Genomic DNA, 14,461 nt, shown 5'->3' with positions numbered 1-14,461 from the left:
ACACCTGTTTTCCCCCTACATTCGCTCCCCTTTAAAACTTTAAAACGGTAATTGTTCATGTCGAATTTTGCACCATTGGTTGCTGCCAAACTGAACCTGAGAGTGGTACAGGTAGAAGCAGTATTGGAATTATTTGAAGAAGGCGCTACCATTCCATTCATAGCGCGATACAGAAAAGACAAAACAGGTGGATTGGATGAAGTCCAGATCCAGCAGATTCAGGATGAAGCTAAATTCTTAAAAGAGTTTACGGAAAGAAAAACTTTCATCGAAAAAGCCATCACCGAGCAAGGTAAAATGACGGAGGAGCTGCAGAAAAAGATGGATGCAGCTACTACACTCGCAGCACTGGAAGATATTTACCTGCCTTATAAACCCAAACGTAAAACCAAGGCGCAGACAGCGAGGGAAAATGGTCTGGAGCCTTTGGCAGAAACCATGCTGGCCCAACAGCAGGATGATGTAACAGCAGAAGCCACAAAATACATCAATGAAAAAATAAGTTCTGCTGATGAAGCTTTACAGGGTGCAAGAGATATTATTGCAGAACTCGTGAATGAGAATGCAGAAGTACGTGCCAAAATGCGTAAACTGTTTGAAGATACGGCAACCATGCAGAGTAAAGTACTTACTGATAAAGAAACAGAAGGTATTAAATACAAAGACTATTTCGATTTTTCTGAACCTATCCATAAAATTCCTTCACACCGTATCCTGGCCATTCTGCGTGGTTTTCTGGAAGGGGTGTTGCGGATGAGTATTGCGCCACAGGAAGAAGATGCGTTGTATCTTCTGGAGCAGCAATATGTAAAAGGAATGAGTCCATGGTCTGAACACCTGAAAAAAGCCATTCGTGATGCCTATCGGAGATTGATGCAACCCAGCCTCGAATCAGAGTTCAGAACGGCATTGAAACAGAAAGGCGATGAAGAAGCGATTACCGTATTTGCTGAAAATCTCAGACAGTTATTACTGAGTGCGCCATTGGGTAGAAAAAATATTTTAGCGATTGATCCGGGTTATCGTACCGGATGTAAAGTGGTTTGTCTTGATAATAAAGGTGACCTGCAAACAACAGATCTGATTTATATCCATGAAAACAACCGCATTTACGAAAGTGAACATAAGATTAAAAAACTGGTGGAGCAGTTTAAGGTAGAAGCCATTGCTATTGGTGATGGTACAGCAGGCAGGGAAACAGAACAGTTTATTAAAAAACTCAGCCTTGGACTGCCTGTTTTTTTGGTCAATGAAGATGGTGCATCGGTATACTCTGCATCTGAAACAGCAAGAGAAGAATTTCCCGACCATGATGTAACGGTTCGTGGGTCGGTAAGTATTGGCAGAAGATTGATGGACCCACTTGCAGAACTGGTAAAAATTGATCCGAAAAGTATAGGTGTTGGTCAATACCAGCATGATGTAAACCAGTTTCGTTTAAAAGAAAGACTCGATCAAACGGTGGTGAGTTGTGTGAATACAGTGGGTGTAAACCTGAACACCGCCAGTAAACATTTGCTGGCCTATGTAAGTGGTATTGGTGGAACCATGGCCGATAATATTGTCCGGTACAGAACAGAGTTGGGTGGGTTTAAAGACAGGGGGCAGTTACTGAAAGTGCCACGACTGGGAGCGAAAGCATTTGAGCAGTGTGCAGGGTTTTTACGAATCAAAGATGGCAGTAACCCACTTGATGCAAGCGCCGTGCATCCGGAAGCATATCCTATTGTAGAGAAAATGGCCGCAGCATTAAATGTTGGTGTGAAAGAATTGATCGGAAATGAAGCACTGGTTTCGAAGATCGACCCCAAACAATATGTGACCGAACAGTTTGGCGAACTCACACTTCGCGATATCCTGCATGAATTAAAGAAACCCGGACTCGATCCGCGCAATGAACTTGAACAATTTGAATTTGCACAGATTTATAAAATAGAAGATGTTCATGTGGGAATGGTAGTACCTGGTATGGTAACCAATCTTACACGCTTTGGCGCTTTTATTGATATTGGTGTAAAACAGGATGGACTGGTGCACGTAAGCGAAATAGCCCATCGTTATATCAGCGATCCGGGTGAGGCACTGAAGCTGGGGCAGAAAGTAAATGTAAAAGTGATGGAGGTAGATGTGGCGCGCAAACGAATTGCTTTATCTATCAAACAAACCGAGGAAGGAGTAAGCGTAAAGACCCAAGCTAACAAGGGTACAAGATCCAATGGTTCTGCATTAGTAAAAAAAGAAGAAGACCTTTCTGCTATGAGCGTGGATGATGCGCTGAATGCATTGAAGAAAAAATTCGGAAAATAAGAGAATCGCGCCGATATGGGTCAATAACCTGTATCGGCGCGATTCTCTTACCTCTTTGGGCAGAAGATAGGTAAGAGAATGAGTTGATGAATGGTAGCTATGAATAAGGAACTTCAGTTATCTTGTATCCTTTAAATAAGTACCATGAAAAAAATGATCTGCCTGTTATTTGGCACTATGCTCTTTAGTGCATCTTTTGCACAGGATAATAAAGTAAATCCCATCATTAAAGATTTTGGCGCTGTATACGAAATACCCGATGCAGTAGAAAAGCCAGATCCCAAACTCAATTATAAGCTCCTGGTCGATCTGGTAATGGCCAGTAGTAAAGCAGATACTATTAACCTTGGTATTGAAGCAGCCTGTACTTTACTGAACCTGCATGGGGTAGGTGGGGTGCCGAAAGAAAAAATCAATATGGTGATGGCTGTACACAATGCAGCCGGTTATACCGTTTTGAACAACGAAGCATATCGCGCGAGATATAAAGTAGACAACCCAAACTTACCCATGATCAAAGCCTTGCTGGAAGCAGGTGTTAAGATTGTGGTATGTGGTCAGACCCTTAAGAAAAGAGGGATTGATCCATCAACACTGGCAGCAGGTGTTGGAGTGGCTACTTCAGCCTTAACTACCATCACGACTTATCAGTTGAAGGGGTATGCGGTGATTAAATGGTAGGGTAATTTTTGATCTATGATTCTTTTGATTTGAGATAGCCTTAAATCAAAAGAATCATAGATCAAAATTCACAGCTAAACTTGTTCCTTTTTCCGGGCAATCAATATGTAATAATTAAATATTCCTGTTTCTTTGTATTTGATACTTTTTTTGATCTCTAAATGAAGATCAGTGAGGTGTTGCTGGTATTCGCTGATATCTAATTGAACCGGGTGCAGCATATCACCCGGTAACCACTGAAATATTTTTTTTAATAACGAAAATTTATGTGCATCTGTTGACAGAACAAGGTACCCGCCCGGTTTTAATGCATCAAATAAACGGCGACAGCATAATGTAATATCATTTACATGATTAATGGCGTTCATGCAAAAAATAATATCATATTGTTCTTTGTCGGAAAGTAATTCAAGGGGTGATTGTATGAATGTTGTCCAGGGATAGGCATCTGCGTTAAAATGCGGCAGGTTTTTATATCGTTCCAATAACGGATCCAAAGCCACAACCTGGTGATTTTCTAATACCATGAACAGACCTGCCGGACCACAGCCTGCATCGAGAATGAACTGGTTGGTTTCTTTTAAAATAGGTTCCTCTAAGGAAGATAAAACCTTAAGCCAATATGTTTTTTTCTGTTGGAGATATTGAGTGGGATCTTTTTTGTGAAGATATTGTTGCCACCATTTATATTCCAGCTCCTGGGCAAGGCGCCATTTCAATTTCTTTTTCATGCCTGTTGAATTGGGCACAAAATACTCTAAATCAGTTTATTCCTTACTGAATGCCCAAATAGCAAGACCTCTTATCTGTTTTTAAGCAAAAAAAGAAATGAAATAAGGATCGGTTGTATCTTTTAATACTAAAAATTGGAACAAATGAAAAAATGGTTTTCTAGAGGCTGGTTGATGATGGTTGCAGCTCCAGTTTTTGAAGTGATATAGTTTAAAAATTAAAGATCAAAAATTCAAAGTCCATTACATCTGAATACTGTTCATAGCTGCCAGTGGTTGCGGAATAGTCTTTTCATCCAGCATTTCTCTCAGATCAATTTCAATGGTTCTGCTGAGTGTGCTGATGGGAACATCGTTGGCATTGCCTTCAAATGGGTTTTCGGTGGCTTCCCCGATTTTTTCCATGGTATTAAATACCCAGTTCACCAAAACACTAAACGGAATATTCAACCAGATCATATACTCACCCAACTTGTGAAATTCCTGTAATAAACCCAGTGGCACCATAAAAGTAAAAAGCCTGATAAAAAACAGGTTAATGCTTGCAAATTGCCGAGGGTAAGGAAAGTTTTTTATTCTTTCACAACGACCCTGCAGGTCATATAACTGTACAAGCTGGTTTTCCAGTTCCACATAATTTAATGGGTCGATCAATCCGGCATCTTTCAGTTTTTTTAATTGAGCCGATTGCAGGCTGATGATTTGGGTGGCCCTGTTTTTCTTACCCCATACATATTGAAAATCACTGTCGCTCAAATAGGGTTGTAAAGCTTCTTCAAAAGGCGTATGGTGTTCAGGAATGGAATAAAATCTCCTGTATTCGAGGTTGTATATTTTATTGATGTTTTCCCAGGGTCTTGTTTCCCTGAGCTGGTAACGTAATGCAGTGAGCCAGGCAATATGCCGATAGATCAATTCCTGATGAACAGCTTTCTGTTGTTCTGTATTACCAACAAAATCCTTAACCAGCATGCCCCACGATCTGCTGCTGTTTACAATACCACCCCATATTTGCCTCGCTTCCCATAAACGGTTATAGGTTTGGGTATTTTTAAAACCAATGATAAAAGCGGCAGCAGTACCAATCATGGCAATGGGTACCCAGGGAATGGCCAGCCAGGTCCAACCCAAGAAATGATATAAAGCGGTAGGAATACTGGCAAAGAGTAGCAGGCGATAAATATCTCTTCTCGTCCAGAAAAGAAACTCGCTTAGTTTGTAGTGGTTTCCGATATGCATGAAGAAAAGTTAAGAAAACTTCTGTGTTTTCTGTGTCATCAGTGGCAAAAACGTCCGAAAGTCAGCAAGACCGAAAGTCCGAAAGTATTTGCCACTGAAGGCACAGCGGGGCACAGAAAGAAGGTTAAAAGTCGGGGTTTACGCCTGTATAATTTGAAGGTGTAATGGCTTTCAATTCTTTCTTCACTGCTGCACTTACTTTGAGTGACTGAATAAAAGTCTGCATGGTTTTTTTATCGATCTTATGATTGCCACGTGTAAGGTCTTTTAATGCTTCATAAGGATTCGGATAGTTTTCTCTTCTTAAAATGGTTTGAATAGCTTCTGCCACCACAGCCCAGTTGTTCTCCAGGTCTTCTTTCAGTTTAGCTTCATTCAATACCAGTTTACCCAATCCTTTTTCGATCGATTTAAAAGCAATGGCAATATGTGCCACAGGAGAACCAATATTTCTTAAAACCGTAGAATCGGTAAGATCGCGTTGTAAACGACTGATGGGTAGTTTGGCTGAAAGATGCTCCAGTAAAGCATTTGCCATACCCAAATTGCCTTCTGCATTTTCAAAATCAATCGGGTTTACCTTATGTGGCATGGCCGATGAACCCACTTCCCCTTTTTTGGTCTTCTGTTTGAAATAATCCATGCTGATATAGGTCCAGATATCGCGACATAAATCGGTCAGTATATTATTGATGCGTTTTAATGCATCAAAATGAGCGGCAAGGCTATCATAATGTTCAATCTGGGTGGTGAACTGCATTCTTTGTAACCCCAGCGTATTTTCCACAAAATCGTTACCCAACGCAACCCAGTTCTTTTTAGGGAAAGCAATATGGTGAGCATTGAAATTGCCTGTGGCACCACCAAATTTGGCAGCATAAGGAATACTGGCAAATAACTCTACCTGGTGGTTCAGTCTTTCAACAAAGACCATGATCTCTTTACCCAAACGGGTAGGAGAAGCGGGTTGTCCATGGGTACGGGCCAGCATGGGAATATCTTTCCACTGAACGGCCAACTGGTATAAATGATTCTGCAGGTTAATCAGTGAAGGGAGGTATTCATGTTCCATACAATGTTTCCAGCTCAGTGGTATGGAAGTATTATTGATGTCTTGTGAAGTGAGTCCGAAATGGATCCACTCTTTCAGATGGCTGATACCTGCTTTGTCTAACTGTTCTTTCAGGAAATATTCCACTGCTTTTACATCATGGTTGGTAACAGATTCAATCTGTTTAATCTGCTGGGCATCGTCGATACTGAAACCATCCAGTACTTTTTTGAGCTGAATACGTGCTTTGGGAGGTAGTTTGAAAAAGCGTTTATCGGCCAGGAAAAAGAAATATTCTATTTCAACCAGTACCCTGTACTTGATGAGCGCATACTCAGAAAAAAAGTCATCTAAATGCTGCACCTGTTTACGGTAACGGCCATCAATAGGTGTAACAGCGGTAAGTGGTGTGAGTTCCATCTGCGTTTTTGAGGTTATTTATTGATTATTGGTTTTCTTTGCATGCAAATTTAGCTGAATTGGACAAGAGATTAAGGATTGGAGCCGTTAGTTATTTGAATACCCGCCCGATGATGTTTGGTGTTCAACGTTCAGGTCTTGTACAGAAAGTAGACTTAGTGGCCGATTTCCCGGCCAATATAGCTTCCATGCTGTTGAACGATGAAATTGATATAGGACTGGTTCCTGTAGCCATAATACCCCGCTTACAGGAAGCGCATATCATTACTAATTATTGTATTGGTGCAGTGGGTAGGGTTGAATCGGTGGGTATCTTCAGTGAAGTGGCGCTTGAGCAGGTGGAGACACTGATACTCGATTACCAGAGCAGGACTTCGGTGAACCTTGCCAGGATTCTCTTAAAGGAATACTGGAAAAAGGAAGTAGCGATTGAACAGGCCAGCGAAGATTACCGGCACCTGATTAAGGGAACGACTGCTGCAGTAGTCATTGGCGACAGGGCATTATCGCAACATAAAAAATCGGCTTATTATTACGATCTGAGTGAAGCATGGCAACAACACACCGGTTTACCCTTTGTATTTGCGGCATGGATAGCCAATAAACCTGTTGATGAAGCTTTTGAAGATGCTTTTAACCGGGCCAATGCATATGGTATCCAGCATTTAGATGAGGTGGTAGATGGATTGGATTTTACAGATTATGACCTCAAAAAATACTATACACAGAATATCAGTTATACATTAGATGAAAGGAAACGGAAAGGGCTTGACCTGTTTCTGCAAAAATTAGCTCAACTCTGATAACGCTATGGCAGGTATTTCAGTAATCACCATTTGTTTCAATAACCTGACTGATGTACAAAAAACCTGTGCATCTGTAGATGCACAAACGGTTTATCCGGAAGAGCATTGGATCATCAATGGGTCTACAAACAATGAGATAGCCGACTGGTTAGAAAAAACACCCCAGCCATCTTACCGTAAATGGATCAATGAAAGAGATAAGGGGATTGCTGATGCTTTCAACAAAGGAATACAAAAAGCAGCCGGGCCTGTTACACACTTGCTGAATGCAGGAGATATCTATGCGCGTAGTGAAGTGCTTTCGGTAGTGGCAGCATTTTTCCAGACACATCCAGATGTGCAATGGATCAGTGGGAATATTGAACTGATACGTGGCGGAGAAAAAGTAGTGGTAGGAAAGCCTTTTGAACGAACAAAATTATACAGAGGTATGCGGAGTGTTCTGCACCCCACCTGGTTTGTAAAAAAGGAAGTGTATGGAAGAGTGGGCAGTTTTAAATCGGAGTATAAAATTGCCATGGATTATGATATGATGTGTCGTATGGGCAACGAACCCTATCAATATATACCTGCCACCATTGCCGTTTTTGATGATACCGGTATCAGCTCCACGCAGTATCTCCGATCGCTGGCTGAAAGTAAAAAAGTATACGAATCATATTTTGGCCGCTCACTGAAACTTGAATTGTGGCAGTTACGTTTGAAGCTTCTGCATTATTTACTGCAAAGTGGTTTTGGTCAATGGCTGTTTAGGTGGAAGAAAAAAATGGGACTGGAGAACTGGTGAAGCCTAGGGCTTTGTTGTGGCGATGATCTGTGAGCAGCGAGTATAATAATATTGAAGCTCGTAGCTCACGGCTCATAGCTCGCAGCCAAAAAAAACTATAACCTATTCCTGATCCTATCAATTACCTGCACTGCTGTTACTGAATCGTAAGGGATGTCTACCACAAATTCATAGTTGGTTCTTACTGTTGCTTCATTTTGCAAATCTGATTGAATCTGCTCGGGATAAACTGCGATAAAATCTGGTGACAATTCTTTTGGATAAGGCGCGAAACGTTTATACTGCGATCCATTGAAAATGCCGGTTACAGGGCATCCTACAGCAGCGGCCAGGTGAACAGAACCAGTGTCTACTGATAATAACATAGATGCCTTTTTCAGCACGGAGAGCATTTCAGGTAGGGAAGTCTTCCCGGTAAGATTAAGTAGCGGATAGTTATACGCGTTGCAAAAAGCATCTGTAAATGGTTTATCACCTGCAGCACCACAAACCACGGCTGTTGATCCTTTTTGTTCATAGAGATAAGACATCACCTGAATGAAATTGTCCGTAGGCCATATTCTTGTTTTGCTTCTTGACCCGGGGAAAATAACGACATAGTTTTCAGGCAAACCCTGGTAAGCCGGCAATAAAGCGGAAGGGACACTTGTATCAACAACAGATGAGTACATACCTGTTACAAATTCTGTAAACATTCTGTTCCGGTAAAACTCGAACAGGGGTTTGTGAGGATGATCAAAAAGCCGCGTATATAAACCTTTGTCGTATCCCAATTCATAAGATTGTACACTTTCCGTATTGGCCAGCATACCAATATTTTCCTTGGCTTTGGCCGCTCTTACAATGCTGTCGTCGTAACGTTTGTCGCGTGAATAAACAGGGTTGATCACAGTTGTATAGCCCTGCAGGTAAATCATCCTGAGAAAACGATAACGGTACCTGATCTCTTTTTTAAAACGAATTTTATCGATCCAGAAATGTTGATCAACAGTTGAACTGTCAAACTGCTCAAACAAAGCTTTCCAGCTTCTGTTACCACAAAAATGAATTTCGTGATCGCGGTACCTGGGAGAAGAGGTTATCTCGTTCAGAAAATTACGCCAAAGCATATAATCGCCTATTTCATCCACCCGAATAATCAGCAGTTTATTTTTAAGCGGTTTTTGCCTGTAACCCGAACGGGCCAGCCATACTATGCAGTCGTATATAATTCCTTTAATGCGGTTTAACATGAATCTTGCTAATCCTTACAAATGTACAATCTGAATACAGAAGAAGTCAGATTTTATGACTTGGCCCACGATGCGTATTTTTACCCTCATTAAATCTATAACAATGGGCTTTTTGGGTGATCTGAAGAATCGTTTCTATACCAAACTCCGCCGGACGCTGAACCTGGAACAGATTGATAGCAAACTGAACCGGGTAAACATGTTACAGGTGGAAGATTACCTGCAAACACATTTGTATAACAATCCACGCTACCAACAGGCCGATAAACTCAACCGCTACGAGTTTCAGGCATTTTCGCAAGTGGGTGATGATGGCATCATCGAAGAAATATTCAGAAGAATTGGTACCAGCAATCAGTATTTTGTAGAGTTTGGGGTTGAAAACGGCAGTGAAACCAACAGCACTTATTTATTGTACAAAGGCTGGAAAGGCTTATGGATGGATGGGAGTGAGTCCAATATTGAAGCTATCCATGCCACTTGTTCTAAAGCGATTGCGCGTGGCGATCTGAAAGCGGTACAGGCATTCATAACGGCTGAAAACATTGAATACCTCTTTGAAAAAGCAGGTGTTCCTGCTGAGCCTGATCTTTTATCGATCGATATTGATCGTAACGATTATCATGTATGGAAAGCCATACAGCGTTATCGCCCTCGTGTGGCTATTCTTGAATACAATGCAGTGTATCGGCCAGGTTGTGAATTTGTGGTAGACTATGACGCTGCTGCCATGTGGGATGGGTCAAGCAATACAGGCGCCAGTCTTGAATCGCTCTGTAAACTGGGTGAAGAGAAGGGGTATAAACTGGTCGCTTGCTGTTTTGCAGGTGTAAATGCGTATTTCGTGAGAGAAGATGTTATGGGATCACATTTTACAGGCCCCTTTACAGCAGCCAATCATTACGAACCACCCAGGTATCACCTGTATACCAAACCGGGACATCCGCGTACAATCAGTTTGTAAATAATTAGTTTTTTGTTTTTCGCATAAAAGCGCTTCCGCTTTTATCGGGCATGAGTATTACATGCTCGCCTGAGCTTTTGCAGAATTCATCAATGGCTTTCTTAGAGCCATCCCAGTGGAGACTGGAGTAATCATGTAAAAGAAACAGGCCGCCTTTGGGCATTCTTTCATAGAAAAACTCAAGTCCGGCTTTGGTGGGGGCATACAGATCGCAATCCAGGCTTACAATGGCATATTGTCTGCCGGCATGTTCATAGGTAATGGTATCAGGGAAAAAACCTTTTACAAATGAACATTGCGTAACGGCAGGACCAATAACCTGTTTAACCAGTTCAATCGATGTATTGTTGAAGTCAGTGTCTTTGGATGCATCAATACCTTCCAGGTCTTTTTTACTGAAACCTTCATAGGTGTCGAACAGGAAAACACTTCTATTATGCTCTTTTGCATAGTGTGCTAAAATGGAAGCAGTATTACCTCTCCAGACACCTAGTTCGGCAAAATCGCCCTGGATATTTTCTGATAAAACCTGTTTACAGTTCAATATAAAACTCCATAAACGGGCGGTATCACCACCATTGTTTCGCCGGTTATGTGCAGAGAATCTTTTTTGCAGTTCCTTGAATTCCGGGTGTGCCTGGAATGCCGTATGTGAATCGGGTTGGTAGGCAGTAAAAAATGGACCCCAATAAGAAAATCCGAGGTGAAAAATATTGCCCAGTATTTCCTGCGTATGAATACGATTCAGTAAACGTTGTGTTGGTGTACGTTTTTTGAAATATCCCTTGATCTTTACCAGAAATTTTTTCAGTTCACTCATGCCTTTAGCAATTAGGGTTGTAAGCTGTTTTCCGATTCAATGAATTGTTGAGCGAGATCACTGTCATCTTCATGGAACAGACAGATGTCGTAATAGGCAATACAACTGTTATCGGCCTGTGCATAACGGTGCAGGTCTGCAATTACATTTTCCTGGTCTATTGGCGCACTCATGAGGTACCGGCCTTTGTTATCAAAGAAAATAACATTTCGGTAACCAACTGCTCCTAATGTAAGCAGGGTAGATAAACCATCTTCCCCAATGGCATCCATATTGGTACGGTTGTATTCAAAATAGATAACCGGTTTCTTTTCACGGATGAGTTTGGCGGAGCCGCGAATGATGATGGTATCAAACCCCTCACAATCTATCTTTAATAATTTCAGTGTTCTGTTTTGCAGGTGTTCTTCTGCCAGCACTTCATCCAGTGTTTTTAGATGGATGGTTTCTCCATTATCGTCATTGGGAATCAGGGTGGTGTTCCATCCCGATTTTTCCATCGATACTTTTTTACTTTCTATTTTTTCTCCCAGGAATGTTTTGATCAGCGTTACATTCTTTAATGCCATGGTGTTCCTTTTCAGGAACTCAAAAGCAAAATCATCACCTTCAATACCGATCACAGGTAATTCAATGGCCGTTTTAATAATGGCAATGGTATCGCCAACATTGGCGCCGATATCGAGTACAGATAAGGAGGGGTACTTTTGAGCAACGCAGGCCGATAAACGTCCTAACTGGCTATTGGCTCCCGGATCGTATTTGTAGGTACTGATCTGCGGATTGTTTCCGGGCATTTCCAGTATATAATTTCCAACAGTTACTTTCTTGATCCTGTTCACTTTTTTATGACTGTGAACATTCACTTTTACAATATCATACCCTATACTATTGAACAGGGATCTTATCAGTTTGCGCATACAGATACTTTAAAAGGCCTTGTTGTCTGGCAATATTACTACCTGTTGAGGATATCTGACACAATCTTTTCAAATTGTGGCTGGTAACAAAAATCGTAGGCATCGGGCCCCTCAGGTACTACATTCGGACATTGATGGTACACTTCCAGTATTCTTTTGACTTTTAATGCTTCGGCAAGCGAAAAAGGGAATGACTGGTTACCGATAAATAATTTTGATCCTGCAATGATAGATGCCAGTTCGGCAAAATTGTTAACAGATTGATATTGTAGCCCGGGAATTTCTTTTTTCATGGCTTCATATTCATCGGGTACGCCTACAAAAACGAGGTTGGCATACTGTGATAAGAAGGAATATGAAATACCGGGTGTATGGTAACGACTGCTTCTCGCGAGTACAACTTTGTCTGCAAAATTTTTATTGGGCTCCACCTGTAACCATGGCTTACCCAGATCGGCAGTTACTGCAAATGTGAGAAAATACCAACGGGTAATACTATACATGCGGTAATCGAAAGGGAAGGAACGAAAAGCCGTAAGATCATAATGAATGGGTTCGCCACTCCAGGCACCAAAATGATGAATATCGGGCTGTTGCTGCAGGAGAGGCGCAAACATGGCAACACTTTTTTCGTTCAGCATTACGTTGCCGTTCGGGTGCTTCATTTGTTTGGTAAAGTCACGGTTGGGTTGATGCAGTTCGAAATACAAATGAATTCTTCTCCCACTCGCCAGTGCTTTCATGGCTGGAATGGAATAGATAACATCACCAGCATGACCTGTATGTTTAAAGTGAACAGTATCACCTGTAATGGGTACAAGCGGTGCTAATACCTGTGGTGGATGGGTAATGCCATTCACGAAACTTTTTTCCTTCTGCCGGTGATTGTAGGAAAGTTTCCAGTCGATCCATATTTTTTTCAATAAAGACATCAGGCCTGGTTCTGTTTGGTAACTTTTAAAACAATGACCACATTGTAATCAATCTCACAGTTACTACTGAATAATATTTCGTAGTGTATGCCGGGCACTTCATTCATTTTTTGTAACATCAGGTCATAGCCCATATTGGCGTGAATATGATAAGGGTTCATCGGAATACCCATTTCACGGCAATAGACTTCGTATTTGGGTTGATCAGGAAATACCAGAATAAGATTGCCACCCGATTTCAGAATACGTATGAATTTACGCAATGCGTCACCCGTATCAGTAAAATCTTCTATGAGGTGACTCGTATAAACATAATCATAGGTATTATCTGGAACAGGTATTTCGTTGTTGATGACATCAACACCAATATCAACCTTGTCTTTTCCTGTATGGGTGTATGGTTGGGGGAAATCGATACCATCACAATTTGTTTTCATGATTTTATCGCCACCAAAACCAATATCACAACCTTTGCCCACACAATAAGCGGCCACCCAGTGACGAACTTTCGATGTTTCTGAGGGAGATACGAAGCGCATGCCAAACCAGCGACTTAGTGTTCCTTTAATTTTTCTTTCCAGTGTAATTGCCAGACTCATATTTAAATGTATGAATTATACTCCCTGCACCACCGACTTAAGTCCGGTGCAGGGAAATTTATAAATTAAATAATCCTTTTAATGCATCAATCCTGAAACGGATTACCGGCCATGATTTAGCCGCTTGTCCGCGTAACAGGTATAAAATGCCCAATATAAATGATGCTCCGAGTTTGAACAGGTATTCGACAATCTTAAACAGGTAAGCCAGTATGCTTTTCTGTAAAGTACGAACACGCTCACCTCTTCCATAACCACTTGCTACGCGGTAAAGGTAAGCAGGTGTAAGCTTAGCTACTTCCACCACATGATGAACGACAATATTCGGATCATAATAGATGTGGTGTCCTAAAGCCTGTAAACGGAAAAAGAAATCTTTGCCCTCACCGCCAATCCTTAATTCGCCTTTTACACCGGGTAAAGCCGTATTAAAACCGCCCACTTTGTCAAAAAGACGTTTTGGGACAATCATATTAGATTCGAGCGGGTACTTACCGGGTTTAAAAGCAGCTACCTGGGGTGCATAATCGAAGTTGCCCACCATCGAGGATACATAATGGCTCATCCATTCCGGTTCAGCAGGAATATACCTGGGAATGATTTTTCCTCCCAAACCACCGGAGTCAGGATGTGTATCAAAAAACTGAACAATACGGCTTAAGTAGTCGTCATTCGCAATAGCATCATCGTCCATAAAGCACAAGAGAGGAGATGTAGCTATAGCTGCTCCGGTGTTACGGGCAAATGAAGCTCCCTGTTCCTTTTCATTCAGGTAAATAACCCGCATGTCGGGATGTGTGTCTATATACTGTTTACACAGTTGTTCAGTATGATCGGTTGAATTGTTATTGGCAATGATCACTTCAAACAAATCTTTTGAAAGTGTTTGCTGGTATAAACTGTCCAGCGCCTCCGACAAATAGAGAGCCCTGTTATAGGTGCAGATGACAACAGATATCTGTACGGACATGT

The 14,461-nt window shown here is 41.5% G+C and carries 14 protein-coding genes; 5 read left to right on the top strand and 9 right to left on the bottom strand.

Features of this window, described 5'->3' with window-relative positions; genetic code table 11:
* The first annotated feature begins 57 nt into the window (after positions 1-57).
* Both ACH3Z1_RS13710 and ACH3Z1_RS13705 read left to right on the top strand, forming a co-directional pair.
* The gene (locus ACH3Z1_RS13710; protein WP_490822560.1) at positions 58-2,307 is read left to right on the top strand and encodes a Tex family protein; all 2,250 of its coding nucleotides are present in this window, start codon (positions 58-60) and stop codon (positions 2,305-2,307) included.
* 144 nt (positions 2,308-2,451) lie between these two features.
* A complete protein-coding gene (locus ACH3Z1_RS13705) occupies positions 2,452-2,988 on the top strand; it encodes a DsrE family protein (protein WP_490822559.1) in 537 nt (178 codons plus the stop codon).
* Between the two features lie 74 nt (positions 2,989-3,062).
* On the opposite strand, the gene ACH3Z1_RS13700 is transcribed toward ACH3Z1_RS13705, so the two are convergent.
* The 3 genes from ACH3Z1_RS13700 to purB all read right to left on the bottom strand — a co-directional run bounded on the left by ACH3Z1_RS13700 (position 3,063) and on the right by purB (position 6,429).
* A complete protein-coding gene (locus ACH3Z1_RS13700; RefSeq protein WP_490822558.1) occupies positions 3,063-3,719 on the bottom strand; it encodes a class I SAM-dependent methyltransferase in 657 nt (218 codons plus the stop codon).
* Positions 3,720-3,962: 243 nt separating this feature from the next.
* Entirely contained in the window at positions 3,963-4,958 is a 996-nt protein-coding gene (locus tag ACH3Z1_RS13695) for a bestrophin family protein (protein WP_490822557.1), read from the bottom strand.
* Positions 4,959-5,082: 124 nt separating this feature from the next.
* Positions 5,083-6,429, bottom strand: coding sequence for an adenylosuccinate lyase (gene purB / locus ACH3Z1_RS13690; RefSeq protein WP_490822556.1), 1,347 nt, complete (start codon positions 6,427-6,429; stop codon positions 5,083-5,085).
* Positions 6,430-6,488: 59 nt separating this feature from the next.
* Here purB and ACH3Z1_RS13685 point away from each other — a divergent pair, with 59 nt between their 5' ends.
* Complete coding sequence (locus ACH3Z1_RS13685; RefSeq protein ID WP_490822555.1) at positions 6,489-7,232, top strand: menaquinone biosynthetic enzyme MqnA/MqnD family protein; 744 nt, start codon at positions 6,489-6,491, stop codon at positions 7,230-7,232.
* Between the two features lie 7 nt (positions 7,233-7,239).
* Positions 7,240-8,022, top strand: a complete 783-nt coding sequence (locus tag ACH3Z1_RS13680) for a glycosyltransferase (protein WP_490822554.1) — start codon at positions 7,240-7,242, stop codon at positions 8,020-8,022.
* Positions 8,023-8,117: 95 nt separating this feature from the next.
* On the opposite strand, the gene ACH3Z1_RS13675 is transcribed toward ACH3Z1_RS13680, so the two are convergent.
* Positions 8,118-9,254: a glycosyltransferase family 9 protein gene (locus ACH3Z1_RS13675; protein ID WP_490822553.1), complete on the bottom strand. Its 1,137-nt coding sequence runs from the start codon at positions 9,252-9,254 to the stop codon at positions 8,118-8,120.
* 55 nt (positions 9,255-9,309) lie between these two features.
* On the opposite strand from ACH3Z1_RS13675, the gene ACH3Z1_RS13670 reads away from it, so the two are divergent.
* Positions 9,310-10,218, top strand: a complete 909-nt coding sequence (locus ACH3Z1_RS13670) for a hypothetical protein (protein WP_490822552.1) — start codon at positions 9,310-9,312, stop codon at positions 10,216-10,218.
* A 4-nt stretch (positions 10,219-10,222) separates the two neighbouring features.
* Here the strand turns inward: ACH3Z1_RS13670 and ACH3Z1_RS13665 are convergent, their stop codons facing one another.
* Genes ACH3Z1_RS13665 through ACH3Z1_RS13645 form a run of 5 tightly spaced genes read right to left on the bottom strand, consistent with a single transcriptional unit; the run spans position 10,223 to position 14,459 of the window.
* On the bottom strand, positions 10,223-11,038 hold the full coding sequence (locus ACH3Z1_RS13665; RefSeq protein ID WP_490822551.1) for a TylF/MycF/NovP-related O-methyltransferase: 816 nt from the start codon (positions 11,036-11,038) through the stop codon (positions 10,223-10,225).
* 11 nt (positions 11,039-11,049) lie between these two features.
* Positions 11,050-11,958 carry an FkbM family methyltransferase gene (locus tag ACH3Z1_RS13660; protein ID WP_490822550.1) on the bottom strand — a complete coding sequence of 303 codons (909 nt, stop codon included), beginning with the start codon at positions 11,956-11,958 and terminating at the stop codon, positions 11,050-11,052.
* A gap of 38 nt (positions 11,959-11,996) precedes the next feature.
* Positions 11,997-12,890: a glycosyltransferase family protein gene (locus ACH3Z1_RS13655; protein ID WP_490822549.1), complete on the bottom strand. Its 894-nt coding sequence runs from the start codon at positions 12,888-12,890 to the stop codon at positions 11,997-11,999.
* Complete coding sequence (locus ACH3Z1_RS13650; protein WP_490822548.1) at positions 12,890-13,489, bottom strand: class I SAM-dependent methyltransferase; 600 nt, start codon at positions 13,487-13,489, stop codon at positions 12,890-12,892. The genes ACH3Z1_RS13655 and ACH3Z1_RS13650 overlap by 1 nt, the downstream gene beginning before the upstream one ends.
* Before the next feature lie 58 nt (positions 13,490-13,547).
* Entirely contained in the window at positions 13,548-14,459 is a 912-nt protein-coding gene (locus tag ACH3Z1_RS13645; RefSeq protein WP_490822547.1) for a glycosyltransferase, read from the bottom strand.
* Positions 14,460-14,461 lie beyond the last annotated feature (2 nt).

It is taken from the genome of Sediminibacterium sp. FW305-C-49, from assembly GCF_058231085.1.
The sequence above is the reverse complement of the archived record's forward strand: the minus strand, read 5'-3'. Positions and strand labels throughout refer to the sequence as shown.